A 26226-nucleotide genomic window follows, 5' to 3' on the forward strand; every position below is an offset into this window, starting at 1 on the left:
CGGGTGTCCGCTGTCCGCAGTCTGCGGCGGCTACTCGACCGCGAACTCGAGCCAGGCGAGGCCCCGCAGGTCGAGGCACAGGCGACCGGCGCGCTCCGACGCGACGGCCAGCACGTCGCCGCAGACCGAGCAGCGCATCACCAGCCCGTGCTCGTCCACGTACACCCGGCCGCGCGCGACGACGGACTGGTCGCCGCAGTTGCCGCAGCAGCCGACCGCTGTCGTGATGTCGGCGGCGAAGACCTCCGACAGCAGGCCGGCGGCGGCGTTGCCGTCCAGAAAGTCTTCGTTCGTTCGATTGGTCTGATCGGTCATGGCGTGCCTCCGATGCCGCCGTAGCGCTCGGTGCGGATACGGGCCGGGTCGTGGCCGGCGTCGACCAGCCAGCCGGAGACCGCCTCGACGAACGGCGTCGAACCGCAGATGAAGAAGGTGGGGGAGTCGGAGGCCGGCAGCGTCCGCTGCATCAGACCCTCGGCGGTGAGGCGGCCGGGCTTCGCCTCCGAACCGGGCGGCGCCTGGCGCGTGTAGACGTAGTCGAGCTGCAGCGGAGCAGCCTGGTCGGTGGCGAGGGCTGCCAGTTCGTCCCGGTAGTAGCCGGAGAACGGCGCGCGCAGCGAGTAGAGGAGGCGGAACGGAGCACTGCTGCCGGCCGCCGCGTGCGCACGGGCCATCGACATGAGCGGGACGACACCTGAGCCTCCCGCGATCAGCTGCACAGGGGTGGAGTCACCGTTACGCCAGACGAACCAGCCACCGACCGGCCCGCGCACCTCCAGCTGGTCGCCATCGTTCAGGCCGCGGACCAGGTACGGCGAGACTTCGCCGTCGGCGAGCTCCTCCACGGTCAGCTCCAGCTCGTCGTCGGGGAGCTCCTGCGGTTCGAGCGCGCCACGGCCACCGCCCGAGGCGATGGAGTAGGAGCGCACCGCCTGGTACCCGTCCGGCGCGGTCAGCCGGATATCGACGTGCTGCCCCGCGAGGTGGCCGTGCAGGCCCGGGATGCGCAACCGGATGGTGCGGGCCGTCGGGGTCTCCATCCGTGTGCCGACGACATCGGCCACCCGCCATACGCTGCTCACCAGTAGCGCTGTTCCTTCCAGGGGTCGCCGTACATGTTGTAGCCGTTCTGCTCCCAGAAACCCGGCTGGTCCTGAGGGAGCATCTGCAGGCCGTTGACCCATTTCGCGCTCTTCCAGAAGTACAGGTGCGGGACGAGGAGGCGTGCGGGGCCGCCGTGCTCCGGCTCCAAGTCTTTGCCGTCGAAGCTGTGGGCGACCCAGGCCTTGCCGCCCAGGAGGTCGGCCAGCGGCACGTTGGTCGTGTAGCCGCCGTAGCTGTGCGCCATCGTGTACTCGAACGTCGTGTCCACATCCTCGAACAGCGTGTCGAGTGCCACACCGCGCCAGGACGTGCCGAGCTTCGACCAGCTGGTGACGCAGTGGATGTCGGTGCTCACGTCCTCCTGCGGCAGAGCCTGGAACTCGTCCCAGCTCCAGCGGTGGACGTCGCCCTTCTCGGTGGTGATCGTGAACGCCCAGTCGTCTTTCGCGATGCGGGGCGTCGGGCCGGCGGAGAGCACCGGGAAGCCTTCGGTCAGATACTGACCGGGAGGGAGGCGCGGGTCGTCGGTCCTCCGACGCCCGGAGAAGCCGGACGAGATGATTCCCATGGGCGAAGCTTATGGGCTCTGGTCCCGGCCGGTCTATGGTGAAGAGCATGACCGCCGTGAATCTGGGGCTCCCGCTGCGTGCGGCGGCGCCCGGCGCCGCGCCGGCCGCCACGGCCGCCGCTGCGGTCGCTCCTCCGAGCACCGAGGGGCGTCCGGAGCACTTGGGGCTGCTCGACCGCTTCGGGCGTGTCGCTCGCGACCTGCGGGTGTCGGTCACTGAGAAGTGCTCGCTTCGCTGCACCTACTGCATGCCGGCCGAGGGACTTCCCGCGATCCCGCGCGACGACCTCCTGAGCGCTACCGAGATCGCCCGGCTGGTCGGGATCGGCGTGCGCGACCTGGGCGTCCGAGAGGTCCGGTTCACCGGCGGCGAGCCGCTGATGCGCGTCGACCTCGCCGAGATCATCGGACTCTCGGCGGCCGCCGCCCCCGGTATCGACCTGTCGATCACGACCAACGGCATCGGGCTGGACCACCGCATCCGCTCGCTCGTCGACGCCGGACTGACCCGTGTCAACGTGTCGCTCGACACGGTCGACCGCGAGCACTTCGCCCGACTCACCCGACGGGACCGCCTCCCCGCGGTGCTGGCCGGCATCCACGCCGCGCATGACGCCGGGATGACGCCGCTGAAGCTCAACGCGGTCATGATGCGTGACACCCTCCAGGACGCCCCCGCGCTGCTGCAGTGGGCGCTGGAGAACGGCTGCCGCCTGCGGTTCATCGAGCAGATGCCGCTCGACGCGGAGCGGTCGTGGCTTCGCGAGAACATGGTGCCGGCAGAGGAGCTGCTGGCCGTGCTGAGCGAGCGGTTCACCCTGGTGGAGGCCGGCCGCGACGATCCGCACGCCCCGGCCGAGGAGTGGCGCGTCGAAGGCTGGACGATCGACGGCGCTCCTGCGACGGTCGGAATCATCGCCTCCGTCACCCGGTCGTTCTGCGCGGCCTGCGACCGGACGCGCATCACCGCTGAGGGGACCGTTCGCTCGTGCCTGTTCGGCGACGACGAGACCGACCTGCGCGGCCTGCTGCGCGGCGGCGCCGACGATGCCGAGATCGCCCGCTGGTGGCGGGCAGCGATGTGGGGCAAGCAGGCGGGACACGGGATGGAGCGGGAGGGGTTCGCGCCGCCCATCCGCAGCATGGGAGCGATCGGTGGCTGAGGTCCTGGTGCGGTACTTCGCCGCGGCGGAGGAGGCGGCCGGCCGGCCCGAGGAGCGCGTCGAGTTGCAGGATGCGACGGTCGGCGGCCTCCAGGCCGAACTCGTCGCGCGCTACGGCGAGCCCATGGACCGCGTGGTCCGCTCCGGCTCGTTCCTGGTCGGCGGCGTCGTCTCGCGCGATCCCTCCCGCGCCCTCACCGCCACCGTCGACGTCCTCCCCCCTTTCGCCGGCGGCTGACCCCCCTCCCGGGGCTCCCATCCACCGTCGAGTCCACACTTTTTGCACACTTTCGCGCCGAAAACGTGCAAAAAGTGTGGACTCGACGGTGGGGGTTACGCCGGGGAGATGGTGACGGCGTCGGGCGGAACGGAGAGGGCGACGCGGGAGCCGACGCGCAGGCGGAGGTCGGCGACGACCGCGGGCGGCACGAGGGCGTCGAGGCGGTCGGTGCGGACCCGGACGAGGTCGGCCTGCGGCTCCAGCGCGGTGACGGTCGCCGGGATGAGCGGGGTGGGTGCGGCGGTGTCCGTGGCGGGGGTCGGTGCGGCGGCGCGCGACGCGGTGGCGGCGGGGGTCGGCGCTGTGCCGTCGGGCGCGAGGAGGCGCACGGCGGAGGGACGCACCGCCGCCCGGACCGGCGACCCGACGGCGATCGGCGACGTGACCGTGCCGGGGACCCGCATCCCATCGGCCGTCTGCAAGCCGTCGTGGGTGCGGACGCCGGTCAGCAGCGTCAGGCCCGAGAGCTCGGCCGTGAAGGGATGCCGCGGCCGTTCGAGCACCTGGCGCGTCGGGCCGTCCTCCACCACGCGACCGTCGTGGATCACGGCGACGCGGTCGGCGAGGAGGTAGGCGTCGAGCGCGTCGTGGGTGACGAGCACGGTGGTCCGCCCCGCGAGCACGTCCGCCAGCATTCCGCGCACGTCGGCCGCCACGCCGACGTCGAGAGCCGACAACGGCTCATCCAGGAGCAGGAGTCTCGGCTCGGCGGCGAGGGCGCGCGCGATGGCCACGCGCTGCGCCTGGCCGCCGGACAGCTCCGACGGCCGGCGGTCGGCGAAGGCGGTGGTGCCGGTGCGCCGCATCCACTCGTCGGCACGCTCTGCCGCTTCCGCGCGGGTCGCGCCGCCCGAGCGCGGTCCGAAGGCGACGTTCGAGCGGACGCTCAGGTGCGGGAACAGGAGGGCGTCCTGCGCGAGCAGGGCGACGCCGCGGCGGTTCGGCGGCCGCCAGACGCCCGGGAGGTCGAACAGCACGTCGTCGCCGAGCGTCGCACGCCCGGTGTCGGGGCGGAGGAGGCCGGCGAGCATCCCGAGCACCGTCGACTTGCCCGCGCCGTTCGGACCGAGCAGGGCGAGCGTCTCCCCGTCGGCCACCGCGAGGTCGACCATGACGTCCCGCGCCGCAGACGACGCGGACACACGCAGGCTCACGCCGCCGTCTCCGCGGAGGGCGCCACGGCCGAGCGACGCCGGGCGCCCCAGGGCCGTACCCGCTCGCCGGCCCCGTGCGCCACGGCGACCACCACGATCGCCACCGCGACGAGGACCAGCGATAGCGCGACCGCCGCATCCGGGTCGGTCTCGCGCTGCAGGTAGATCTCCAGCGGGAGCGTCCGCGTCACGCCCTGCAGGCTGCCCGCGAAGGTCAGCGTCGCGCCGAACTCGCCCAGCGCCCGGGCGAACGACAGGATGGCGCCCGACACCACCGCGGGGAGCACCAGCGGCAGCGTGACCCGGAACAGCACCGACGACGGCCGGGCGCCGAGCGTCGCTGCGACGGCCTCGTAGCGCTCGCCGGCCGAGCGGAGTGCACCCTCCAGGCTGAGCACCAGGAACGGGAGCGCGACGAACGTCTGCGCGATCACCACGGCCGGGGTCGAGAACGCCACGTCCAGCGCCCCGCCGAGCACCCCGCGGCGACCGTAGAGGGCCAGCAGCGCCAGGCCGCCGACGACCGGCGGGAGCACCAGGGGCAGCAGCACGATCGCCCGCACCACGCGCCGCCCCGCGAACGGCACGCGGGCGAGCGCGATGGCCATCGGGATGCCGAGCACCAGGCAGCCGGCCGTCGCCAGCAGCGACGTGCGCAGGCTCAGCAGCAGGGCATCCACCGACGACGGGGAGGTGATCAGCGGGATGAAGTGGGCCCAGTCGACGCGCGCGGCCATCGCCACCAGCGGCAGCACCACGAAGAGCGCTCCGACCACCGCGACGGCGACGATCCAGCGCGGGACGCCGAGCCGCGCCGCCCGCGTGCTCGCAGATCCGCTCATGGTCGCCCGCTCATGGTCGCCCGCTCACGGTCGCGGGCTCACGGAGCACCGAACCCGGCCGCGGCCAGCGCCTTCCGCCCGTCGGGTCCCGCGACGAACGCGACGAACGCCGCGGCGCCGCCCGGGTTCGGCGCATGCACGACGGTCGCAATGGGGTAGACGTTGACGGTCGTCGCCGCCTCCGGGAACGGCACCGACTGGACCGCTGCGCCCGCACCCTTCACATCCGTCCGGTAGACGATCCCCGCATCCGCTTCTCCCGACCGGACCTTGCCCAGCACGTCGGTCACCGACGACTCCTGGCTCACCGGATGCAGCGTCACGCCCGCGGACTTCTCGACCGCCGCCGTCGCCGCACCGCACGGCACCTGCGGCGCGCAGACCACGGTCTTGACCGACGGGGAGGCCAGGTCGGCGAAGCTCTTGACGTGCGCGGGGTTGCCAGGAGGGACGGCGATGGCCAGCACGTTGGTCGCGAAGTCGGTCGGCGTCCCATCGATCACCGCACCCTTCACGGCCTTGGTCATGTTCGCCTCGTCGGCGGAGGCGAACACGTCGGCCGGCGCCCCGGCGGTCAGCTGCGAGACCAGATCCGATGACCCTGCGAACGAGAAGGTCACCTTCGCTCCGGGATGCGCGGCCTCGAACCGGGAGCCGAGCTCGGTGAACGTCTTCGTCAGCGAAGCGGCGGCGAAGACCGTCACGGTGCCGGTCACCGGTGCGCCTGTGGACGGTGTGCCGGTGGCGGCCACGGTGGCCGTGGATGCGCCGGACGGCGTAGCGCTGCACCCAGTGAGTGCGGCCGCGGTGAGGACGAGGGCGGCAGCGACGAACGCGGCACCCCGGATGCGTGCACTCACCGGGCACCCGCCGGCGCCTCGACGATGACGTTCGTCGCCTTGATGACCGCAACGGCGACGGAGCCGAGCTCGAGGCCGAGGTCGCGCACTGCCTCGCTGCTGATCAGGGACACGACGCGGTGCGGCCCGCACTGCAGCTCCACCTGGGCCATCACCCGGTCGGCGACGATGTCGGTGACGAGTCCGACGAAGCGGTTGCGCGCCGATCCGGCCGAGCCCGACGGGTCGGCGGGCAGGACGGCGTTCTGCTTGGCCAACCGGGCGAGTTCCAGGCCGTCCACGACCGTGCGTCCCGCCTCGTCGCGGTCACTGGAGAGCGTTCCGGCGTCGATCCAGCGGCGGACGGTGTCGTCACTCACCCCGAGGTAGAGCGCGGCCTCTTTGATCCGTATCTGCGGCATGATACTCATCGTAGAGCCGCGGATGCGGATTCAGAAGGCTAGAGGCCCACCCACTCCGAGGCGCCGTCGGTGAAGTGCTGCCGCTTCCAGATGGGGACGCGCGCCTTGATGATCTCGACGAGCTCGGCGCACGCGGCGAACGCCTCCGCCCGATGCGGCGCAGCGACGGCGGCGATCAGCGCGAGATCCCCGATGGTCAGCGAGCCGATGCGATGCTGCGCAGCGACCCGCAGACCGGTGGTCCGCGCAACCTCCTCGCAGCACTCGCGCAGGAACGCCTCGGCCTCGGGATGCGCCCGGTAGTCGAGCGAGACGACGCCCTTGCCGCCGTCATGATCCCGGACGATGCCCTGGAACGAGACCACCGCGCCCGCCTCCGCCCGCCACACCCACTCGTCGACGTTCGACGGGTCCAGCGGGTCCGGGGTGACACTCGCGAGGACGTCGCTCATCGGTGGTCACCTCCGCGCAGCTGGTCGAGCAGGTGCGGGAGGAGGTCGTCCAGCACCTCGAGTCCGTCGACCACGCCGCCGCGGGAGCCGGGCAGGTTGACGACGAGCGTGGACCCGGCGACGCCGACCAGTCCGCGGCTCAGAGCGGCGAGCGGGGTCGCCTGAGCGCCGCGGGCGCGCAGCGCCTCTGCCACGCCGGGGAGCTGGCGGTCGAGGAGGGCGGCGGTCGCCTCCGGCGTGCGATCGGTGGGGGAGACGCCGGTGCCTCCGGTGGTGATGAGCACGAGGGGATGCGCGGCGACGGCCTCGCGGAGGGCCGCATCCACGTCGGCGTCGGCCACAATCCGGACGTCCGCGGGGAGGCGGCGCTCGGCGAGCCAGTCGGCGATGACGGGGCCGGTGCTGTCCTCGTAGACCCCGGAGGCGGCGCGCGTGGAGGCGACGACGACGATGGCGTCGGCGGTCGGGGCTGCCGGGTCGGGTGCGGCGGGGTGGGGGGCGGCGGCGGCTGAATCGTCGGCGGCGTGCTCGGTGGCGACGGGCGCGACCGCTCCAGCCGCCTCCGCGCCGTCTTCGCCCCGCCTCCATTCGCCGCGCTTGCCGCCGCTCTTGGCGACGAGCCGCACGTCGGTCAGGCTGGCCGCCGGATCCACCGCCTTCACCATGTCGTGCAGGGTGAGCCCGGCCACCGCTACCGCGGTCAGCGCCTCCATCTCGACTCCCGTGCGCCCGTGCGTGCGGGCGACGACCTCGATCTCGATGGCGCCCGCGTCCGGGTCCAGCTCGAAGTCGACGCGCACCGAGTTGAGCGGCAGCGGGTGGCAGAGCGGGATGAGCTCGCTCGTCCGCTTCGCCCCGCCGATCCCCGCGATGCGGGCCGTGGCGAGGACGTCCGCCTTAGGGAGTTCGTCGGCGGCGACCAGCCGGACGACCTCCGGCGTTGTCACGAAGCGTCCGCGGGCGACAGCCTCGCGGTCGGTCTCGGGCTTGCCGCCGACGTCGACCATCCTGGCTCGCCCGTCGGCGTCGAGATGCGTGAGCTGCGTCATAGCGTCCAGACTGCCACGGTCGCGCCCGACTCCAGCGCGTCCGCCTCCTCCGGGACGTCGATCAGCACATCGGCCTTGGCCATCCCGGCGACGAGATGCGAGGACGGACCCGAAACCGGAGAGACGCCTCCCTCACCGTCGAGCAGGCCGCGCAGGAACTGGCGGCGGCCCGGGATGCTGCGGACGGCGTCGGTCAGGGCCGCCTCGGCCGGCGGCAGGTCGGGAAGGCCGGCGGCCGCGCGGAGCGGCCCGCGCAGGAAGACCACGAACGACACCTGCGTGCTCACCGGGTTGCCGGGGAAGGCGAACACCGGGATGCCGCCGATCACCGCGGTCGCCTGCGGGCCGCCCGGCTGCATCGCTACCGTCGTGACGTCCGCGCCGTGCGGGAGCAGCACCTCCCGCACCACCTCGTACGCGCCGTGCGAGATGCCGCCGGAGGTGATGACGAGGTCGCAGCCGTGCAGGGCCTCGTCGAGGATGCGCTGGAACGCCTCCGGGTCGTCGTCGCTGCTCGTGCGGAGCGACACGGTGGCGCCCGCCTCCTCCACCAGTGCGGCCAGCGCGATGCTGTTCGCGTCGTACACCTGCCCGAACGCAGGGGTGCCCGACGTCACCAGCTCGGTGCCGCTGGTCAGGATGCCCACACGCAGCCGGGCGCGGACGGTCACGTTCTGCACGCCCGCAGCCGCCAGCGCGGCGAGGTGGCGCGGCCCGAGGCGGGTTCCCGCCGGGACGAGCACGTCGCCGCGGCGGACGTCGCTGCCACGCTCGCGCACGTATTCGCCCTTCACGCGGGAGCGGCGGATCTCGACCACGGCGCCTGCGAGGTCGTCGTCGCGGCCGAGCACCAGCTCCGTGTCCTCGACAGGGACGATCGTGTCGGCGCCGGTGGGGACGGGCGCGCCCGTCATGATGCGCAGCGCCGTCCCGGAGATCAGCGAGACCGGGCTGGTGTGCCCCGCCGGGATGTCACCGCTCACCTCGAGGGCGACCGGGGCGCTCGCGATGTCCGCGGCGCGCACGGCGTAGCCGTCCATCTGCGAGTTGCGGAACAGCGGCAGGTCGACCTCGGAGCGCACCTCCGCGGCGGTGACCCGGCCGAGCGCGCGGTCGAGCGGGACCGCCTCCTCCGCCGGCTGCTCGGAGAGGGGTTCGAGCATCCGCGCGACGAGCGCCGCGTGCTCCTCGACGCTGCGGGGCCGTGCGGTCGGGTCGCCTGTCATGCGTTCAGTATCCCGCGTCGGGCCCCCGCTGACAGGTCCCATGGTTGCATCTGCTGGTCCCGACATGCCGTTACGCGCCAGGGGGTGACGGCATGTCGGGACCACTGGATGCGCGCGACGCGCGAGCGGGCGGGTCAGTAGCGGGGGAGGGTGGGGTCGACGTCGCGCGCCCACGCGTCGAGGCCGCCAGCGAGCACGAGGCCGGGGACGCCGGCCTCGGCGAGCAGGCGGCGGGCCGTCTCGGCGCGGATGCCGTGGTGGCAGACGATGACGAGCGGGTCCTCGGGGAGGCGCTCCGCCACCCCGGCCGGATCGCTCTCGACGACGCCGAGCGGCACCAGCAGCGAGCCCGGCAGCTCGACGATGTCGGCCTCCCACGGCTCGCGCACGTCGAGCAGCGTGTGCGGCTCGCCGGCGAGCAAGCGCGCGTTCAGCTCCGTCGGCGACATAGTCTCGCTGACACCGCAGAACAGGTCGTAGTCGATCAGTCCGGTGACCGGCGCGGCCGACGGATCTCGCTCGTACGCCAGCTCACGGAAGCTGCCGCGCAGCGCGTCGTGGACGACCACCCGGCCGAGCATCGGCTCTCCCGTCCCGGTGATGAGCTTCAGCGCCTCGCCGACCATCACGCCGCCGATCACGCCGCAGACCGACGGAAGCGCTCCCGCCTCCGCGCAGCTCGCGACGCTGCCCGGCGCCGGCGGGACGGGGAACAGGTCCCGGTACGTCGGCCCCTGCGCCGCCCAGCTGAGCCCCGCCTGGCCTCCGGTCTGATGCACCGCGCCCCAGATGACCGGGAGGCCGGCCAGCGTCGCCGCATCGTCGACCAGGTAGCGGGTCGGGAAGTTGTCGCTGCCGTCGAGCACCAGGTCGAAGCCGGACAGGATGCGCTCGGCGTTCTGCGCCGTCAGGCGCTCGGGGAAGAGGCGCACGTCGACCTCGTCGCCCAGCTCGCGCACGACCTCCGCGGCCGACTCGACCTTCGGCCGACCGACCTCCGCAGGAGTGTGGATGCTCTGCCGCGGCAGGTTGCTGAGCTCGACCCGGTCGTCGTCGACGATCCCGATGGTGCCCACGCCGGCGGAGGCCAGGAGCGGCAGCACCGCGGAGCCGAGGCCGCCCGCCCCCACGACGAGCACCCGCGCGGCACGGATCCGGCGCTGCGCCTCGGGCCCGAAGCCGGGCAGCTGCGTCGTGCGGGCGTAGCGCGCAGTGCGTTCAGGGGTGAGCTCGGGTCCGGGTGCGACCAGCGGCGGGAGGGCCATGGCTTCAGCCAATCACACGTCCGCGCTCGCTCACACCACGGTGACCTGCACCGTGTGCAGGCCCGTCGCGCCGTCGGGCACCACATCCCGGACCGTGGAGGTCTGCACCAGCCCCTTCGCGTCGGTCGCGCGCACCCGCAGCGTGTGCGCGCCGGGTGCCGCATCCCACGCGTACCGCCACTGCCGCCAGGTGTCCGGCGAGATCGCGTCCGCGAGCGTCGCCTCCTGCCAGGGCCCGTCGTCGACGCTCACGTGGACCGCACTCACGCCGACGTGCTGCGACCAGGCGACCCCGGCGACGGCGACCGTCCCCGCCTTCACCTGGCGCCCCGCAGCCGGCACGTCGATGCGGGAGGACAGCTTCACCGGCCCGCGCTCGGACCAGCCGCGGTCGGTCCAGTAGGAGGTGTGCTTGTCGAACCGGGTGACCTCCAGCGAGACGACCCACTTCGTCGCAGAGACGTAGCCGTAGAGCCCTGGGACGACCATCCGCACCGGGTAGCCGTGCTCGAGCGGCAGCGGCGTGCCGTTCATCCCGACGGCGAGGATGGCGTTGCGCTCGTCGGTCAGCGCCGTCAGCGGCGTGCTCGCGGTCCAGCCGTCCTGGCTGGTGGAGAGCACCATGTCGGCATCTGCGGACGGCCGGGCGCGAGCCAGGAGGTGCCGGATCGGGTAGCCCAGCCAGGTGGCGTTGCCGATCAGGTCGCCGCCGATCTCGTTGGAGACGCAGGTCAGCGTGGTCGTCGACTCCTCCAGGGGCAGCTTCAACAGCTCCGCGAAGGTGAGCTCGACCTCCTGCTCGACCATCCCCGTGATCCGCAGCCGCCAGTCGTGCGGGTCGATCCCGGGGATCTGCAGCGCGGTGTCGATCCGGTAGAAGTCGGCGTTCGGCGTGACGATCGGCGAGAGGCCGGGGATGTCGAAGGAGGCGCCGGCCGGGATGGGCGCGGCGGTCTGGGCGGGCTGCGGCAAGCGGATCGCCGCGCGCGCCGCGGACGCCGTGCGGAATCCGTTCGCCACCGCCTGACCGATCACGAGGGCGAGGGCGCCTCCCGCGGCGGTCGCAGCGGTCGTACCGACGAACCGGCGGCGGCTGACCCGCCCGCTCGGTGCGACACGGGTCGGCTCCGTGTCGCGCAGCATCCGGATCAGAGCGCCGAGGACGAGGATCGCGATCACGGCCGCCAGCGCGGACGGCACGGCATCGACGATTCCGTTCCCCGAGCGGGTCAGCGCGGCCAGCACGCCGACCGCACCGCCGATCCCGATCAGGATGCGCCCCACCGGCGGGCGGATGCTCTCCAGCCAGCCGGCGAGGCCCGCGCCCAGGACCACGACGACGGCGAGCGACACGATGAGGAAGGCCTTGTCCCCGGTGCCGAACACCGAGATGACGGCCTCCTTCAGCCACGGAGGCGCCAGGTCGATGACGAGCGAGCCGACGGTGAGGATCGGGCTGCCGTTCTGCACGACGAACGCGCTCACCAGCTCCGCTGCGCCGACGCCGGCGAGCACGCTCGCGACACCGGCCCCGGCCGGTCGCCAGAAGTCCGTCATGCCGCCAAGATATGTCCGCCGGCTGTGCGCGCGCCACGAGGCGGGAGGACGTGACAGGCTGGGGGTGATGTCCGACTCCACCCCACCCGCCGCCCGTCGCCTCCGTGTCGAGGACATCCCCGGCTGGGCGGGACCGGGCTCCGTCTCAGAGGATGCCGTCTACGACACGTTCGTGAGCTGGGTGGAAGAGGGCGGCATCCAGCTGTACCCGGCGCAGGACGAGTCCGTCATTGAGGTCATCGACACGGCCAATCTCATCCTGAGCACCCCCACAGGAACCGGGAAGTCGCTCGTCGCGGTGGGCGCCCACTTCGCCGCCCTCGCCCGCGGCGAGCGGACCTACTACACCGCGCCCATCAAGGCTCTCGTCTCGGAGAAGTTCTTCGCACTCGTCGACATCTTCGGCGCAGAGAACGTCGGCATGACGACCGGCGACTCGGCGGTCAACGCCGACGCGCCCATCGTCTGCGCGACGGCCGAGATCCTCGCCAACCTGGCGCTGCGCCACGGCGAGGACACCCCGGTCGGGCAAGTCGTCATGGACGAGTTCCACTTCTACTCGGACCCGGATCGCGGCTGGGCCTGGCAGGTGCCCCTGCTGACCATGCCGCACACGCAGTTCGTGCTCATGTCGGCGACCCTGGGCGACGTCACGGCGCTCGCCGCCGACCTGGAGCGGCGCACCGGTCGCGCCACCGCGACGGTCACCGGCGTCGAACGCCCCGTCCCGCTCCACTACTACTACGAGGTGACGCCGGTCCACGAGACCATCGAGGACCTCCTCCATACCGGCCAGTCGCCGATCTACGTCGTCCATTTCTCGCAGCTGGCCGCCCTGGAGCGCGCCCAGTCCCTCTCCAGCGCCAAGATCGCCAGCCGCGAGCAGCGGGAGGCGATCGCGGACCTGATCGGCGGCTTCCGATTCACGACAGGCTTCGGCAAGACGCTCGCGCGCCTCCTGCGCCAGGGCATCGGCGTGCACCACGCGGGGATGCTGCCCAAGTACCGCCGCCTGGTCGAACAGCTCGCCCAGCGCGGGATGCTGCGCGTGATCTGCGGGACGGACACCCTCGGCGTCGGCATCAACGTGCCGATCCGCACGGTGCTGCTGACCGCCCTGACCAAATTCGACGGCACCCGGATGCGGCAGCTCAACGCGCGCGAGTTCCACCAGATCGCGGGACGCGCGGGCCGGGCGGGCTACGACACTGCAGGAACGGTGGTCGCCCAGGCGCCCGAGCACGAGTCCGAGAACCTGAAGGCGATCGAGAAGGCGGGCGACGACCCGAAGAAACGCCGCAAGATCGTGCGCAAGAAGGCGCCGGAGGGGTTCGTCTCCTGGGGCGAGCCCTCGTTCCGGCGGCTGGTCGAGGCGGAGCCGGAAACCCTGACCTCCTCGATGCAGATCACCAGCGCCATGCTGATCAACGTGATCGGCCGCGGCGGCGACGTCTACGGGCACGTCCGCGCCCTGGTCTTCGACAACCACGAGCCGTGGAAGCGCCGGCTGGCGCTCGCCCGCCGGGCGATCGAGCTGTACCGATCGCTGCTGACCGCCGGTGTGGTGGAGGCCGTGCGCCGCGGCGACGAGGTGGAGATCCGCCTCACCGTCGACCTGCAGCCCAACTTCGCGCTCAACCAGCCGCTGTCGCCGTTCGCGCTCGCCGCCTTCGAGCTGTTCGACATCGAGTCGCCGGTCTACGCGCTCGACATCGTCTCCGTCGTGGAGGCGACCCTCGACGACCCGCGACCGGTGCTCTCCGCGCAGCAGTACCACGCCCGGGGCGAGGCGGTCGCGGCGATGAAGGCCGAGGGCATCGAGTACGAGGAGCGGATGGAGGCGCTCGAGGAGGTCACGCATCCCAAGCCGCACGACGTGCTCCTCCACGAGGCGTTCGCGACCTACGCCTCCAGCCAGCCGTGGGTGGCCGACTTCGAGCTGCGGCCCAAATCGGTGGTCCGCGACCTGTACGAGCGGGCGATGACCTTCGGCGAGTTCATCGCGTTCTACAAGCTGGCGCGCTCAGAAGGCGTGGTGCTCCGGTACCTCTCGGATGCCTACCGTGCCCTCAACCAGACGGTGCCGCTCGACCTGCGCACCGAAGACCTCCGCGACATCGTCGAGTGGCTCGGCGAGCTGGTGCGCCAGGTCGACTCCAGCCTCCTCGACGAGTGGGAGGAGCTGGTCCACCCGGACGCCGCCCGCCACGCGGCCGAGTCGGCGGAGCTGGCGCCGCCCGCGCCGCGGAATGTCACCACCAACCGGCGCGCCTTCTTCGTGCTGGTCCGCAATGAGCTGTTCCGCCGGGTCCAGCTCGCCGCACTCGACCGCGTACACGACCTCGGAGTGCTGGAGGCCGAAGCGGCCGTCCTGGCGGGTGCCATCCCTCCCTTCACCGAGGCGCAATGGGACGACGCCCTGGAGGGGTACTACGCCGAGCACGACGAGATGCTCACCGACGCCTCCGCCCGCTCGGCCGCGATGATCCTCGTCGACGAGAAGCCCGAGGGGGAGGACGGTGTCTGGCGCGTGCGGCAGATCATCGCCGACCCGGACGGGCACAACGACTGGGGGATCAGTGCGGACGTGCTGCTCGAGGACTCGGCGCGGGAAGGCGTGGCGGTGGTCCGGGTCACCTCCGTCGGGCGGCTCTGAACGTGCCAGGATCGCTCTCGGTTTGACCCCCGCGGAGCCGCCGTGTGAGTATCGTCACGGTGTCTGCACAGCGCCAGGTCACTTGCATGAACTCCCGATGAAGACTTCGATCGGGAGCAACGGCATCCGACACGGAAAAGAGAACGGTGGACGTCCCCCTCATCGTCGTGCTGGTCATTCTGCTGGCGCTCTTCTTCGACTTCACCAATGGCTTCCACGACACCGCCAACGCGATGGCGACACCCATCGCGACCGGTGCCATGCGGCCGAAGGTAGCCGTCGCCCTCGCGGCCGTGCTCAACCTGATCGGTGCGTTCCTCTCCACCGAGGTGGCCAAGACGATCTCCGGCGGCATCATCCGCGAAGGGGACGGCGGCGTGCAGATCACGCCGGTGCTCATCTTCGCCGGCCTGGTCGGCGCGATCGTCTGGAACATGGTCACCTGGCTGTTCGGCCTGCCGTCGTCGTCGAGCCACGCCCTCTTCGGCGGTCTGATCGGCGCGGCGATCGTCGGGGCGGGCATCCAATCGGTCGACTTCCTGGTGGTGCTCGACAAGGTGATCCTGCCCGCGGTGATCGCGCCGTTCACGGCCGGCGTCGTCGCGTGGAGCGCGACCAAGCTGGCGTACTGGGTCACGCGACGGTACGACGGGCGCCCGGACGGCCGCGGCGGCTTCCGGTACGGCCAGATCTTCTCGTCGTCGCTGGTCGCGCTCGCCCACGGCACGAACGACGCCCAGAAGACGATGGGCGTCATCACGCTCACGCTCATCTCGGCGGGGCTGCAGCCGACCGGTTCCGGCCCGGAGATCTGGGTCGTCGTGGCCTGCGCCCTGGCCATCGCCGCCGGAACCTACTCGGGTGGGTGGCGCATCATCCGCACCCTCGGCCGCGGACTCACGGAGGTGAAGCCGGCGCAGGGCTTCGCCGCCGAGACCAGCACGGCCGCCACCATCCTCGCCTCCAGCCACCTGGGCTTCGCGCTCTCGACGACGCAGGTCGCCTCCGGGTCGGTGATCGGGTCCGGCCTCGGTCGCCGCGGCTCGTCGGTGCGCTGGGGGACCGCCGGTCGCATCGCGGTCGGCTGGCTGCTCACCCTCCCGTCCGCCGCCATCGTCGGTGCGCTCGCCGGCATCCTCGCCGACGTCGGACCGGTCGGCGTGGCGATCGACCTGATCGTCGGAGCGGCGGTGGTCGTCTACATCTTCTGGCGCGCCTCCCGCAACCGCGTCAGCAGCGAGAACGCCGTCAAGCCGGTGCCCTTGCAGGGCAAGAGCGAGGTCGCCGCCTCCGCCAAGGCCGTCAAGATCAAGAAGGTCAAGCCGCTGAAGCGGCCGCGACAGCGGAAGGAGTCCGCATGATCGACTGGGGTGCTTTCGTCCTGGTCTTCGCCGCCGCGCTGATCGGCTCGTGCGTCGTCGTCGCCTTCTACGCGCTCGGGACGCGACTGCTCGCCGCCGCTGGGCGCGCACTGTTCGTCGAACCGGTCGAGTTCACCGACGCGATCACGGTGCTCACCCCCGAGAAGGCTGCGAAGCTGCAGCGCAAGGCCGAGAAGGCGCAGCGCAAGAACCCGCTCACCGCCGCCCAGAAGCGCCTCGCGCTGACCGGCGCGTACACCTGCTTCACCGTATGCGCCCTCGCCGTCATCTACGGCCTGTACCTCATCATCCCGTTCTTCCACCAGTAGCCCGTCCCGGTCCTCGCACATTCGTGACGAATCGGCGGTGTGCGCTGGCGAGAGCCCCGATTCGTGACGAATCGCGCGGCACTACAGGGTCTCCCGATTCGTGACGAATGTGGGGAACGTGGAGGCCGGAGCCCGCATTCGTCACGAATCTGCGGCGGTGCGAGGGAAGGGACGGAGGGGTCAGTCGGTGCCGCGGACCCGCGAGATCGCGTTCATCACGTGGTAGACGGCGATCGCGGCGATCGCGCCGAGGGCGATCCCGTTGAAGGTCAGCTGGCCGAGGTTCAGGGTGAAGTCGCCGACGCCGATGATGAGCGCCGTCGCCGCCGTGAACTGGTTCTTCGGCTTCGAGAAGTCGACCTTGTTGTCCAGCCAGATCTTCACGCCGATGATCCCGATCAGGCCGTACAGCGCCGTCGTGACACCGCCGAGCACGCCGGCCGGGATGGTGTTGATCACAGCGCCGACCTTGGGCGACAGCCCCAGCAGGATGGCGACGGCACCGGCCACCCAGTACGCCGCCGTCGAGTAGACGCGCGTCGCGGCCATCACGCCGATGTTCTCGCCGTACGTGGTCGTCCCCGAGCCGCCGAAGAACCCGGCGATCGTCGTGGCCAGGCCGTCCGCGAACAGCGCTCGGCCGGTGACCCGGTTGACGGAGGGATCGGTCAGCTGGGCGACACCACGGATGTGGCCGACGTTCTCCGCGATCAGCACGAGCACCACGGGGAGGAACGCGGGCAGGATGCCCCACGTCGACGCCGGGGCCGTGAACGGGTTCGCGGGGAGGGCGAACTGCGGCAGGCCGATCCACGCCGCCTTCGCGACCCCGCTGAAGTCGACCTGACCGACGATCACGGCGAACACGTACCCGACGGCTACGCCGAGGAAGATGGACAATCGTCCCAGCATCCCGCGGAACAGCACGGTGCACAGGATGACCGCCGCCAGCGTGACCAGGGCCGTGATCGGGGCCTTGGCGAAGTTGGCGCCCGCGGCCGGGGCCAGGTTGAACCCGATCAGGGCGACGATCGCCCCGGCGACGACGGGAGGCATCAGGCCGTCGATCCATCGCGTCCCCGTGGCGAGGACGATCAGTCCGACGATCGCGAGCAGGATGCCCGTGACGACGATCCCGAAGAGCGCCGACGGCATCCCGTGCGCCTTGGTCGCGGCGACGATCGGCACGATGAACGCGAACGACGAGCCCAGGTAGCTGGGGAGGCGGTTGCCGGTGATGACGAGGAACAGCAGCGTGCCCACGCCCGAGAACAGCAGCGTCGTCGCGGGCGGGAAACCGGTCAGCAGCGGGACCAGGAAGGTCGCGCCGAACATCGCGACGACGTGCTGCGCGCCGAGACCGATCGTGCGCGGCCACGTCAGCCGCTCGCCGGGCAGCACGATCTCGTGCGCCCGCACCTTCTTGCCGTCGCCGTGCAGCGTCCAGGGCAGTGCCATGCGTGTCCTTCACTGGTCTCGAGTCGGAATAGGCTGGGATCGCGCACTCGCGCGTACTCGAGGAACCTGAGTTTCCGCCGAGCCGACCAGCCCAACGATCTTACGGGAGTCCACCATTTCCGCTTCGACCAGCGCGCCCACCACCGCTCCCGGGCGCCTCGACCGCTTCTTCGAGATCACCGCACGCGGCACCACCTGGGGCACCGAGGTGCGCGGCGGTGTGCTGACCTTCGTCACGATGGCCTACATCGTCATCCTGAACCCGCTCATCCTGGGCGGGACCAAGGATGTCGTCGGCCACTCCCTCGGGACCGCTCAGGTCGCCGCGGTGACCGCGCTCAGCGCCGGCGCCATGACGCTCGCCTTCGGTCTGATCGCGCGCCTGCCGTTCGCGTTCGCCGCCGGCCTCGGCATCAACTCCTTCCTGGCCGTCAACGTGGTGAAGATCGTGACCTGGCAGGAGGCGATGGGCCTCGTCATCATCAACGGCATCATCATCGTCCTGCTGGCCGCGACCGGTCTGCGGCGGCTCATCTTCAACGCGGTCCCCGCGCCGCTGAAGACGGCCATCACCGTGGGCATCGGTCTGTTCATCGCTTTCATCGGCTTCGTCGACAGCGGCTTCGTCCGCACGACGACGCTGTCGTCGCCTCCGGTCCAGCTGGGCGAGGCCGGCTCGATCGCGACACTGCCGACCGTCACGTTCCTCATCGCGCTGGTCATCATGGGCGTGCTGATGGCTCGCCGCGTCAAGGGCGCTCTGCTCATCGGGATCGTCGCCGCGACCATCGTCGCGATCATCGTCGAGGCGATCTGGCGGGTGGGCGAGTCCGGGGCCAAGAACCCGGACGGCTGGAACCTCACCGTGCCGCAATTGCCGAAGTCGCTGGTCTCGCTGCCCGACCTCAGCCTGGTCGGCCAGTTCGACCTGTTCGGCGCCTTCGGCCGCATCGGCGCGCTGGCCGCGATCATGCTGATCTTCACCCTGGTCTTCACCAACTTCTTCGACGCCATGGGGTCGATGACGGGCCTCGCCCGCAGCGCGGGCCTGTCGAACGAGGACGGCACCTTCCCGCGCCTGCAGTCCGCGCTGATCGTGGAGGGCGTCGGCGCGATCGTCGGGGGCGGCACCTCCTCGTCGTCCAACACGGTGTTCGTGGAGTCCGCCTCGGGCATCGGCGAGGGCGCGAAGACCGGCTTCGCCAGCGTCGTCACCGGCGTGCTGTTCCTGCTGGCGATGTTCTTCACGCCGCTGACCCAGGTGGTCCCGCTGGAGGTCGCGGCCGCTGCGCTGGTCATCGTCGGTGCGCTGATGGTCGTCCAGATCCGTCACATCGACTTCAGCGAGTTCTCCGTGGTGCTTCCGGTGTTCCTGACGATCATCGTGATGCCGCTCACCTACTCCATCGCCAACGGCATCGGCGTCGGCTTCATCAGCTGGGTGCTCGTCCGCTCGCTCGCCGGAAAGGGGCGCGAGATCAGCCCCCTGCTGTGGATCGTGGCCGCCGGCTTCCTGATCTACTTCGCCCGCGGTCCGATCGAGGGTCTGCTCGGCCAGGTCTGACGGGCCAGGTCCGACCCGCCAGGTCCGACCCGCCAGGTCCGACCGGTCGGACCTGACCCGGGGGTCGCCCTCAGGGTCGAATCGGGGGTTATCCGGATACCGTCCGGACGGCCGCGACGCTTGACTGGATGCATGACCACCACCACCAGCACCCCGTACCAGACCGTCGCGCCCGTCCGGACGCTCAGCATCGCCAGCTTCGCGCTCGGCGCGGCCTCCATCGTCTTCGGATGGACGCTCGTGGCACCCGTGGCCGGCCTCGTCCTCGGCATCATGGCGCTGAAGCGCGAGCCGCTCGGCCGCACCTGGGCGATCTGGGGCATCGTGCTCAACGCCGTGATGCTCGCGGGGATCGCCCTCGTCGGCATGGCTCTGCTGATCGGAGTCGGCGTCGGCTTCGCCGCCCTCCCGTTCGCCTGGATCTGACCGGCCTGCGACCTCCGCATCCTGAGGCTGAGACAATGGGGGGATGGAACCATCCCCCCTCGTCCGGCCGCGCAGCTACGTCACCCGCGGCCGTAAGACCGAGGCCCAGTCGCGGGCCATCGAAGAGCTCTGGCCGGCCTTCGGCCTCGAGTTCGACGGTTCGCCGCTCGACCTGGAGGCCGCTTTCGGCCGGACGGCCCCGCGGGTCGTCGAGATCGGCTTCGGCAACGGCGAGAACCTCCTGACGCTGGCCGAGCGCCACCCGGACCGCGACTTCGTCGGGATCGAGGTGCACGGCGCCGGTATCGGCCGGGTGCTCGGCGCGATCCGGGATGACGGACTCACCAACATCAGGATCATCCGGCATGACGCCGTCGAGGTGTTCGAACGGGGGCTCGCCGCCGCGTCCCTCGACGAGGTGCTGATCTTCTTCCCCGACCCGTGGCCGAAGGCCCGGCACCACCGGCGCCGGCTGATCCAGCCCGAGGTCGCCCCGCTGCTCGCACGCGCCCTCACCGACGACGGGGTGCTCCGGCTCGCGACCGACTGGGAGCCGTACGCCGAGCACATGATCGACGTGCTGGATGCGGAGCCCGGGCTCGTGAACCTCGCCGGTGATGCGCGTTTCGTTCCGCGCCCCGACGACCGCCCTGTCACGAAGTTCGAGCGCCGCGGCGAGCGGCTCGGGCATGCCATCTTCGACCTCGCGTACCGCCCCGCCCGCTGACGCGCGTTCAGCGACTGCGGTGCCGCGTCACGAGTGCGCCGCGGCGCCCCGGCGCATTCGTGACGGCACGCAGCAGTCGCGGCCGGAAGCGTCCCTAGGATGGGCGCATGACGCATGCGCGCACGGTCGACGAGCTCCGGTCCTCCTTCGAGCGAGGGGTGACCAAGCCGCTCGCGTGGCGGATCGGGCAGCTGCGGGCGCTCCGCCGGATGCTCACCGAGCGCTCCGCCGAGTTCGAGGACGCCCTCCTCTCCGACCTCGCGAAGAACCCGACCGAGTCGCAGATCGCCGAGCTCGGGTTCGTCGTCGGCGAGATCGACCACACGCTGAAGCACCTGCGCCGCTGGCTGCGGCCGCGCCGCGTGCCGGTGCCGGGCGCGCTGCTCCCGGCACGCGCCTCCACGATCCTGGAGCCCGTCGGCGTGGTGCTGGTGATCGCGCCGTGGAACTACCCCGTGCAGCTGCTCCTGGCGCCGCTGGTCGGCGCTCTGGCCGCGGGCGACGCGGTCGTGCTGAAGCCGAGCGAGCTGGCCCCGGCGACGTCGTCCGCGATGGCGCGGCTCGTCCCGGAGTACCTCGACCGTCGCGCTGTCGCCGTGGTGGAAGGGGGAGTGGAGGAGACGACGGACCTGCTCGCGCAGCGCTTCGACCACATCTTCTACACGGGCAACGGCAGGGTCGGCCGCATCGTGGCCGCGGCCGCTGTCGAGCACCTCACCCCGGTCACCCTGGAGCTCGGCGGGAAGTCGCCCGTCTACGTCGACGGCTCGGTGGACCTCGCCACCACCGCGCGACGCATCGCCTGGGGCAAGTTCATGAACGCCGGCCAGACCTGCGTCGCGCCCGACTACATCCTGGCGGACCGCTCCGTGGTGGTGGACCTCGCGGCCGCGCTGCGGGATGCGGTCCGCGACCTGTACGGCGACGACCCGGCGCAGAGCCCGGACTATGGTCGCATCGTCGACGACCGCCAGTTCACCCGCCTGACCGGGATGCTCGCCTCCGGGACCGCTGCCGTCGGCGGCGAGCACGACGCCGCCACCCGCTACCTCGCGCCGACCGTGCTCGTGGACGTGGCCCCCGACTCCCCGGCGATGGCGGAGGAGATCTTCGGCCCCATCCTCCCGATCATCGGCGTCGACGGTCTCGACGCGGCCATCCGGTTCATCCGCGCCGGCGACAAGCCGCTCGCGCTCTACGCCTTCACGACGGATGCGCGGGCGCGGCGGCGCATCCTGACCGAGACGAGCTCCGGCGCTGTCGGCTTCGGAGTCCCCGCGGCGCACCTCGCGGTGGCCGGCCTGCCGTTCGGGGGAGTGGGACCCAGCGGCTCCGGCGCGTATCACGGCGAGCGGTCGCTGCGCACGTTCAGTCACGAGAAGGCGGTGCTCAGCAAGCCGCTCGGACCGGACACGCTGCAGCTGATCTACCCGCCATACACGGAGGGAAAGGACCGCTTCGCGCGCGGCCTGCTGCGCAAGCTCGGCTGATCGACACTATGTCGAACAATCCGCAGACGGGCATACATGACGTCCAGTGAGGGGCCAGGTGCCAGGGGTAGGCTCGGCGTTGCCGGAGGCCACGAACGTCCGGCACAAGAGACACATGCCAACGCACAACGAGAGGCAACGGTGCCAACCGTGAACCCGACAGCAACGATGGACGATTCGAAGACTTCGCCCCTCCCGATCATCACGGATGCCGTGATCGACGCGTCCGAGAACGTCTCCGACGTTCCGGCCCAGAGCGGCGACGGACGCCCCACCCGCACAGAGAGCGACTCGCTCGGCACCCGCGAGATTCCCGCGGACGCCTACTGGGGCATCCACACCTCCCGGGCCCTCGAGAACTTCCCGATCGCGAAGCGACCCATCTCCGTCTACCCCGATCTGGTCGTCGCACTCGCCAGCGTCAAGCAGGCCGCGGCGCGCGCCAACCTCGAGATTGGCGTGCTGGAGCCGCACAAGGCCGAACTCATCGACCGCGCGTGCCAGCTCATCATCGACGGCCGCTTCCACGACCAGTTCGTCGTCGGCGTCATGCAGGGTGGAGCGGGCACGTCGACCAACATGAACGCCAACGAGGTCATCGCGAACCTCGCGCTCGAGCTCGACGGCCACCCCAAAGGCGACTACGCGCACATCCACCCGATCGACGACGTCAACCGCAGCCAGAGCACGAACGACACGTACCCGACGGCCATCAAGATCGGACTCACGTTCGCGCTCGGCCACCTGCTCGACGAGCTCGCGCTGCTGCGCGACTCCTTCGCCCACAAGGGCGAGGAGTTCCGCAACATCCTGAAGGTCGGCCGCACCCAGTTGCAGGACGCGGTGCCGATGACCCTCGGACAGGAGTTCCACGGGTTCGCCACCACGCTCACCGAGGACCACGCGCGGCTCACCGAGACCAAGTGGCTTCTCGCCGAGATCAACCTCGGCGCCACCGCCATCGGCACGGGTATCACCGCCGACCCCGGCTACGCCGCCGCCGCTGTCCGCCACCTCAACGCCATCACCGGACTCAACCTGGAGACGGCGCCCGACCTGATCGAGTCGACCAGCGACGCCGGCGCGTTCATGTCGTTCTCCGGCTCTCTCAAGCGCAGCGCGATCAAGCTCTCGAAGATCTGCAACGACCTCCGCCTGCTGTCGTCCGGTCCCCAGGCAGGCCTGGGCGAGATCAACCTCCCGCCGCGCCAGGCCGGGTCCAGCATCATGCCCGGCAAGGTGAACCCGGTGATCCCGGAGGTCGTCAACCAGGTGGCCTTCTCGGTCGCCGGCGCCGACGTGACGGTCACCATGGCGGCCGAGGGAGGCCAGCTCCAGCTCAACGCGTTCGAGCCGGTGATCGCGCACTCGCTGCTGCAGAGCATCACCTGGATGACGCAGGCGTTCCGCACCCTCCGCGTGAACTGCGTCGACGGCATCACCGCGAATGAGGAGCGCCTGGGCGCCATGGTGGGCTCGTCGGTCGGCGTCATCACCGCGCTGACCCCGCACATCGGCTACGCGGCCGCCGCGGCGCTCGCCAAGTCGGCCCTGCTCACCGGCCACAATGTGGCCGACCTGGTCGTCGAGGCGAAGCTGATGAGCCGCGAGGAGGTCACGCGCCTGCTGTCGCCCGCGCGCCTGAGCGGGCTCGAGGTCATCACGACGGCCATCCCGGTCATCGAGGCCGACGCCATCGCGGAGGCGCGGCAGGAGACCGAGTGATCGCCGCCCGCTGAGCGGGCTCCGGCGGGTCAGTTCCCGCCGGACTCCGCCTCGCGGAACAGGGCGATCATGTCGCGTCCCAGCTGGTGCGGCGCGGTCTCGCACGGGCTGTGCCCGGTGCGGTACACGGCGAGCCGCGCGCCGAGGGCTTTCGCGTTCGCCGCGTGCAGATGGGTCGGCCACAGGTCGTGGTCGCCGGTCACGACCAGCAGGGGGATTCCGCTGGCGGCCACCTGCACCCGCACGTCCGGCACCTGCTTCATCAGACCGACGATGTCGTCCACGCTGGAGCGCCGGGTCAGGGAGAAGCGGGACCGCACGAACGCCAGCCGGCTGTCGGAGACGCGGTTCCTGTTCGTGACGATGCCCCAGATCATGAGCCCTGCGCCCTGACGTGCGGTGGTGAGCCAGCTGAGCCAGCCGATGATGCGGACGCCGCGGAAGGCCTGCCCGGGCTCGGGGGGAGCGGTGAGCAGGGTGAGGGAGCGGAACAGATCGGGTCGTTCGACCAGAGCAAGCTGGGCCAGGATGCCCGCGAACGAGTAGCCGAGCACGTGGGCCGGCCCGCCCTCCTCAAGGAAGGCGATCACGTCCCCGACGAGCAGGTCGTACGTGTAGTGGCCGCCGCCCGCCGGCGGCCCGGCCTCGGCCGACTCGTACTGCCCGGCCATGTCGAAGCTCTGCACGTGGTACCCGGCGGCGACCAGGATGGGCGCGAGCAGGTAGAAGTCCTCCTTCGACCCGGTGACGCCAGGAATGAGGACCACGCGGGGGTCGGCCGGGTCGCCGAGGGAGGCGACCGCCAGCTCACCGCTCGGCGCACGGAACCGGGAGAACACGGTGCCGACCGGGGCGACGGACCAGTCGATGTCGGGCAGGGCGGCATCGAGGCGCGAAGCCTCGTCGTCTCCGCCCGTCACGGGTCGCCGCTCTCCGATGGACACGGAACTACGCTAGCCCACCGGGGGCTCGCTCCGTCTCACGTGACCCGGCAGTAGGTAGTGAGATAGCCGATCCCGCCGATCGACACTGTGACCGTCGACCGGTCGCGCAGGAACACGGGAGGCGTCCGCGAGTAGCCCGCGCCGCCGGGGCTGCCGGTGGAGATCAACGTCCCCGGCGGGATGGTGACCGAGCGGGACAGGAACTCGATGAGCTCGGGCACGGACCGCACCATGTCGGCCGTCGAGGCGTCCTGCAGGATGGTGCCGTCGACGTTGGTCGTCAGCCACAGGTCTTGCGGGTCGGGGACCTCGTCCGCGGTCACGACCACGGGACCGGTCGGGGTGAAGCCGTCGAACGACTTGCAGCGCGACCACTGGGCCTCCGAGAACTGGAGGTCGCGCGCGGTGATGTCGTTGACCACCGTGTAGCCCCAGACATAGTCGAGGGCGTCGCGGACCGAGACGTTTCGTGCGGGCTTGCCCATGACGACGCCCAGCTCGGCCTCGTAGTCGACCTGGGTGGAGAGGTCGGCCGGCCAACTCGTCGTGCCGCCATGCCCGGCGAGGGAGTTGGGCCACAGGTTGAAGACGGTCGCCGCCTTCTCGCTCCGGAGCTTCAACTCGGAGGCGTGCGCGGCGTAGTTGGCGCCGATCGCGATGACGTGCGGCGGCCGGAGGATCGCTGACGCGTGGCGGAGTTCGTGGACGCTCGGGAGGCCGGCCCCCGTGGCCTCCATCGCCGCCTCCGCCTCGGCTACGACGCCGCGGACCTCGGCGAGCCCCTCGTCGCCGCGCTCGATCAGCTCCTGCAGATCCCGCGGCGGCTGCGCCATCACCTCGTCGAGGAAGAGCGCTCCGTCTTCGATGACGGCGGCCAGGCGGGGCTTTGGATCTGCGGCGGTGCTGAGGTGCGAGAATCTCACCGATACAGGCTATCGGGGATGCGGCCCGCAGCCGAACGCGCCGGCTATCGGGCGAACCACTCCGCCAGCCGCTCGGCGATCTGTTTGACATCCTCGATCCGCCCAGCGGCCACGGCTAGGACGAAGTCGAACATCGCGTCCTCGTCGTACTTCTCCTCGAAGCCGTTCATGGCGAAGAACAGGGCGCAGAGGATCCATCCTGTCCGTTTGTTTCCATCGATGAGAGCGTGATTGCGAAGCAAGGAGTGCAAGAGCGCCGCGGCCTTCGTATGGATGTCGGGGTATGCGTCTCTCCCGAAGAGCGTCGCACTCGGACGTTCGAGAGCGGACTGCAGGAGCACGGTGTCGCGGACATAGCGGAGCGGCTCGCCACCGTGGACGGCTCGAATGACGACGAGGGCGTCTTCCAGCGTCGGATACCTGGTGTTCACGCGTCCCTGAGGCGCTCGATCAGCCCCGCGTTGATGTCGACCAGTCGATCGACGATCTGCTGGGTCGTGTGATCGTGTGCGGCGACATAGGAGTCGACAGCGTCGAGCACGGTAGCCGTGAAAGTGGAGTGCGTGTCGGCAGCGATGGCTGCGAGCGCGGCAATCTGATCTTCGCGGAACGCGATGAGCTTCTTGCTTCGGCGCGGGGTGGCGGTCTCCGGCATCGTGGTCCCCTCCTATATACTGCGGTCGACACAGTATATACCCGGGT

At 71.1% G+C, this 26226-nt stretch carries 27 protein-coding genes; 10 read left to right on the plus strand and 17 right to left on the minus strand.

The window, feature by feature from the left end; all coding sequences use genetic code 11:
* Positions 1-30: 30 nt before the first annotated feature.
* From SB754_RS04715 to SB754_RS04725, 3 genes are read right to left on the minus strand one after another with little or no spacing between them, the layout of a single operon-like run.
* Entirely contained in the window at positions 31-315 is a 285-nt protein-coding gene (locus SB754_RS04715; RefSeq protein ID WP_410781199.1) for a DUF6510 family protein, read from the minus strand.
* Positions 312-1064, minus strand: a complete 753-nt coding sequence (locus SB754_RS04720) for a ferredoxin reductase (protein ID WP_410783259.1) — start codon at positions 1062-1064, stop codon at positions 312-314. Before SB754_RS04720 ends, SB754_RS04715 begins: the two co-directional genes overlap by 4 nt.
* Positions 1065-1078: 14 nt before the next feature.
* On the minus strand, positions 1079-1672 hold the full coding sequence (locus tag SB754_RS04725; protein WP_410781200.1) for a sulfite oxidase-like oxidoreductase: 594 nt from the start codon (positions 1670-1672) through the stop codon (positions 1079-1081).
* Positions 1673-1719: 47 nt separating this feature from the next.
* Here SB754_RS04725 and moaA point away from each other — a divergent pair, with 47 nt between their 5' ends.
* Together moaA and SB754_RS04735 are read left to right on the plus strand one after the other, a co-directional pair.
* The gene (moaA, locus tag SB754_RS04730) at positions 1720-2835 is read left to right on the plus strand and encodes a GTP 3',8-cyclase MoaA (protein WP_410781201.1); all 1116 of its coding nucleotides are present in this window, start codon (positions 1720-1722) and stop codon (positions 2833-2835) included.
* The gene (locus tag SB754_RS04735; protein ID WP_410781202.1) at positions 2828-3073 is read left to right on the plus strand and encodes a MoaD/ThiS family protein; all 246 of its coding nucleotides are present in this window, start codon (positions 2828-2830) and stop codon (positions 3071-3073) included. The genes moaA and SB754_RS04735 overlap by 8 nt, the downstream gene beginning before the upstream one ends.
* 95 nt (positions 3074-3168) lie before the next feature.
* Here the strand turns inward: SB754_RS04735 and SB754_RS04740 are convergent, their stop codons facing one another.
* From SB754_RS04740 to SB754_RS04780, 9 genes are all read right to left on the minus strand, one after another.
* Positions 3169-4269 carry a sulfate/molybdate ABC transporter ATP-binding protein gene (locus tag SB754_RS04740; protein WP_410781203.1) on the minus strand — a complete coding sequence of 367 codons (1101 nt, stop codon included), beginning with the start codon at positions 4267-4269 and terminating at the stop codon, positions 3169-3171.
* Positions 4266-5111, minus strand: a complete 846-nt coding sequence (locus SB754_RS04745) for an ABC transporter permease (RefSeq protein ID WP_410781204.1) — start codon at positions 5109-5111, stop codon at positions 4266-4268. Before SB754_RS04745 ends, SB754_RS04740 begins: the two co-directional genes overlap by 4 nt.
* A gap of 38 nt (positions 5112-5149) precedes the next feature.
* Positions 5150-5971 (minus strand): molybdate ABC transporter substrate-binding protein, encoded by an 822-nt coding sequence (modA, locus tag SB754_RS04750; RefSeq protein WP_410781205.1) that lies wholly within the window; start codon positions 5969-5971, stop codon positions 5150-5152.
* Positions 5968-6372 (minus strand): TOBE domain-containing protein, encoded by a 405-nt coding sequence (locus SB754_RS04755; protein WP_410781206.1) that lies wholly within the window; start codon positions 6370-6372, stop codon positions 5968-5970. The genes modA and SB754_RS04755 overlap by 4 nt, the downstream gene beginning before the upstream one ends.
* Before the next feature lie 38 nt (positions 6373-6410).
* Positions 6411-6824 (minus strand): molybdenum cofactor biosynthesis protein MoaE, encoded by a 414-nt coding sequence (locus SB754_RS04760; protein ID WP_410781207.1) that lies wholly within the window; start codon positions 6822-6824, stop codon positions 6411-6413.
* The gene (gene moaCB, locus SB754_RS04765) at positions 6821-7873 is read right to left on the minus strand and encodes a bifunctional molybdenum cofactor biosynthesis protein MoaC/MoaB (RefSeq protein ID WP_410781208.1); all 1053 of its coding nucleotides are present in this window, start codon (positions 7871-7873) and stop codon (positions 6821-6823) included. Before moaCB ends, SB754_RS04760 begins: the two co-directional genes overlap by 4 nt.
* On the minus strand, positions 7870-9099 hold the full coding sequence (gene glp / locus SB754_RS04770; RefSeq protein WP_410781209.1) for a gephyrin-like molybdotransferase Glp: 1230 nt from the start codon (positions 9097-9099) through the stop codon (positions 7870-7872). The genes moaCB and glp overlap by 4 nt, the downstream gene beginning before the upstream one ends.
* Before the next feature lie 134 nt (positions 9100-9233).
* Positions 9234-10364, minus strand: a complete 1131-nt coding sequence (locus tag SB754_RS04775) for a ThiF family adenylyltransferase (protein WP_410781210.1) — start codon at positions 10362-10364, stop codon at positions 9234-9236.
* 30 nt (positions 10365-10394) lie between these two features.
* Positions 10395-11921, minus strand: coding sequence for a molybdopterin-dependent oxidoreductase (locus SB754_RS04780; protein ID WP_410781211.1), 1527 nt, complete (start codon positions 11919-11921; stop codon positions 10395-10397).
* A 67-nt stretch (positions 11922-11988) separates the two neighbouring features.
* On the opposite strand from SB754_RS04780, the gene SB754_RS04785 reads away from it, so the two are divergent.
* The 3 genes from SB754_RS04785 (at position 11989) to SB754_RS04795 (ending at position 16267) form a co-directional block, all read left to right on the plus strand.
* Complete coding sequence (locus SB754_RS04785) at positions 11989-14577, plus strand: DEAD/DEAH box helicase (protein WP_410781212.1); 2589 nt, start codon at positions 11989-11991, stop codon at positions 14575-14577.
* Positions 14578-14723: 146 nt separating this feature from the next.
* On the plus strand, positions 14724-15938 hold the full coding sequence (locus SB754_RS04790; RefSeq protein WP_410781213.1) for an anion permease: 1215 nt from the start codon (positions 14724-14726) through the stop codon (positions 15936-15938).
* A complete protein-coding gene (locus SB754_RS04795) occupies positions 15935-16267 on the plus strand; it encodes a peptidase (protein WP_410781214.1) in 333 nt (110 codons plus the stop codon). Before SB754_RS04790 ends, SB754_RS04795 begins: the two co-directional genes overlap by 4 nt.
* A 180-nt stretch (positions 16268-16447) precedes the next feature.
* Here SB754_RS04795 and SB754_RS04800 read toward each other — a convergent pair whose 3' ends face one another.
* Entirely contained in the window at positions 16448-17725 is a 1278-nt protein-coding gene (locus SB754_RS04800) for a uracil-xanthine permease family protein (protein WP_410781215.1), read from the minus strand.
* A 115-nt stretch (positions 17726-17840) separates the two neighbouring features.
* Between SB754_RS04800 and SB754_RS04805 the strand changes: the two genes are divergently transcribed.
* From SB754_RS04805 to SB754_RS04825, 5 genes are all read left to right on the plus strand, one after another.
* On the plus strand, positions 17841-19289 hold the full coding sequence (locus SB754_RS04805; RefSeq protein WP_410783260.1) for an NCS2 family permease: 1449 nt from the start codon (positions 17841-17843) through the stop codon (positions 19287-19289).
* Positions 19290-19421: 132 nt separating this feature from the next.
* Entirely contained in the window at positions 19422-19715 is a 294-nt protein-coding gene (locus tag SB754_RS04810) for a hypothetical protein (RefSeq protein WP_410781216.1), read from the plus strand.
* Positions 19716-19758: 43 nt separating this feature from the next.
* Positions 19759-20442 (plus strand): tRNA (guanosine(46)-N7)-methyltransferase TrmB, encoded by a 684-nt coding sequence (gene trmB / locus SB754_RS04815; RefSeq protein ID WP_410781217.1) that lies wholly within the window; start codon positions 19759-19761, stop codon positions 20440-20442.
* Between the two features lie 107 nt (positions 20443-20549).
* Positions 20550-21932: an aldehyde dehydrogenase family protein gene (locus SB754_RS04820; RefSeq protein WP_410781218.1), complete on the plus strand. Its 1383-nt coding sequence runs from the start codon at positions 20550-20552 to the stop codon at positions 21930-21932.
* A 168-nt stretch (positions 21933-22100) separates the two neighbouring features.
* Complete coding sequence (locus tag SB754_RS04825) at positions 22101-23657, plus strand: aspartate ammonia-lyase (protein ID WP_410783261.1); 1557 nt, start codon at positions 22101-22103, stop codon at positions 23655-23657.
* A gap of 29 nt (positions 23658-23686) precedes the next feature.
* Here SB754_RS04825 and SB754_RS04830 read toward each other — a convergent pair whose 3' ends face one another.
* From SB754_RS04830 to SB754_RS04845, 4 genes are read right to left on the minus strand one after another with little or no spacing between them, the layout of a single operon-like run.
* Complete coding sequence (locus SB754_RS04830) at positions 23687-24601, minus strand: alpha/beta fold hydrolase (RefSeq protein WP_410781219.1); 915 nt, start codon at positions 24599-24601, stop codon at positions 23687-23689.
* A 35-nt stretch (positions 24602-24636) separates the two neighbouring features.
* Positions 24637-25524, minus strand: coding sequence for a fumarylacetoacetate hydrolase family protein (locus tag SB754_RS04835; RefSeq protein ID WP_410781220.1), 888 nt, complete (start codon positions 25522-25524; stop codon positions 24637-24639).
* 44 nt (positions 25525-25568) lie between these two features.
* The gene (locus SB754_RS04840) at positions 25569-25955 is read right to left on the minus strand and encodes a type II toxin-antitoxin system death-on-curing family toxin (protein ID WP_410781221.1); all 387 of its coding nucleotides are present in this window, start codon (positions 25953-25955) and stop codon (positions 25569-25571) included.
* Positions 25952-26179 carry a hypothetical protein gene (locus tag SB754_RS04845; RefSeq protein ID WP_410781222.1) on the minus strand — a complete coding sequence of 76 codons (228 nt, stop codon included), beginning with the start codon at positions 26177-26179 and terminating at the stop codon, positions 25952-25954. Before SB754_RS04845 ends, SB754_RS04840 begins: the two co-directional genes overlap by 4 nt.
* Positions 26180-26226: the final 47 nt, after the last annotated feature.

Source organism: Leifsonia sp. SIMBA_070 (genome assembly GCF_046534635.1).
Classification (GTDB): domain Bacteria; phylum Actinomycetota; class Actinomycetes; order Actinomycetales; family Microbacteriaceae; genus Leifsonia.

Excerpts from the sequence above, each read along its gene's own strand:
- SB754_RS04725 (WP_410781200.1), bottom strand. The coding sequence starts at position 1,672 with ATGGGAATCATCTCGTCCGGCTTCTCCGGGCGTCGGAGGACCGACGAC.
- SB754_RS04785 (WP_410781212.1), top strand. The coding sequence starts at position 11,989 with ATGTCCGACTCCACCCCACCCGCCGCCCGTCGCCTCCGTGTCGAGGAC.
- moaCB (WP_410781208.1), bottom strand. The coding sequence starts at position 7,873 with ATGACGCAGCTCACGCATCTCGACGCCGACGGGCGAGCCAGGATGGTC.
- trmB (WP_410781217.1), top strand. The coding sequence starts at position 19,759 with ATGGAACCATCCCCCCTCGTCCGGCCGCGCAGCTACGTCACCCGCGGC.
- SB754_RS04715 (WP_410781199.1), bottom strand. The coding sequence starts at position 315 with ATGACCGATCAGACCAATCGAACGAACGAAGACTTTCTGGACGGCAAC.
- SB754_RS04845 (WP_410781222.1), bottom strand. The coding sequence starts at position 26,179 with ATGCCGGAGACCGCCACCCCGCGCCGAAGCAAGAAGCTCATCGCGTTC.
- SB754_RS04745 (WP_410781204.1), bottom strand. The coding sequence starts at position 5,111 with ATGAGCGGATCTGCGAGCACGCGGGCGGCGCGGCTCGGCGTCCCGCGC.
- SB754_RS04825 (WP_410783261.1), top strand. The coding sequence starts at position 22,101 with ATGGACGATTCGAAGACTTCGCCCCTCCCGATCATCACGGATGCCGTG.
- SB754_RS04800 (WP_410781215.1), bottom strand. The coding sequence starts at position 17,725 with ATGGCACTGCCCTGGACGCTGCACGGCGACGGCAAGAAGGTGCGGGCG.
- SB754_RS04795 (WP_410781214.1), top strand. The coding sequence starts at position 15,935 with ATGATCGACTGGGGTGCTTTCGTCCTGGTCTTCGCCGCCGCGCTGATC.
- SB754_RS04810 (WP_410781216.1), top strand. The coding sequence starts at position 19,422 with ATGACCACCACCACCAGCACCCCGTACCAGACCGTCGCGCCCGTCCGG.
- SB754_RS04760 (WP_410781207.1), bottom strand. The coding sequence starts at position 6,824 with ATGAGCGACGTCCTCGCGAGTGTCACCCCGGACCCGCTGGACCCGTCG.
- moaA (WP_410781201.1), top strand. The coding sequence starts at position 1,720 with ATGACCGCCGTGAATCTGGGGCTCCCGCTGCGTGCGGCGGCGCCCGGC.
- SB754_RS04820 (WP_410781218.1), top strand. The coding sequence starts at position 20,550 with ATGACGCATGCGCGCACGGTCGACGAGCTCCGGTCCTCCTTCGAGCGA.
- SB754_RS04775 (WP_410781210.1), bottom strand. The coding sequence starts at position 10,364 with ATGGCCCTCCCGCCGCTGGTCGCACCCGGACCCGAGCTCACCCCTGAA.
- SB754_RS04755 (WP_410781206.1), bottom strand. The coding sequence starts at position 6,372 with ATGCCGCAGATACGGATCAAAGAGGCCGCGCTCTACCTCGGGGTGAGT.
- glp (WP_410781209.1), bottom strand. The coding sequence starts at position 9,099 with ATGACAGGCGACCCGACCGCACGGCCCCGCAGCGTCGAGGAGCACGCG.
- SB754_RS04780 (WP_410781211.1), bottom strand. The coding sequence starts at position 11,921 with ATGACGGACTTCTGGCGACCGGCCGGGGCCGGTGTCGCGAGCGTGCTC.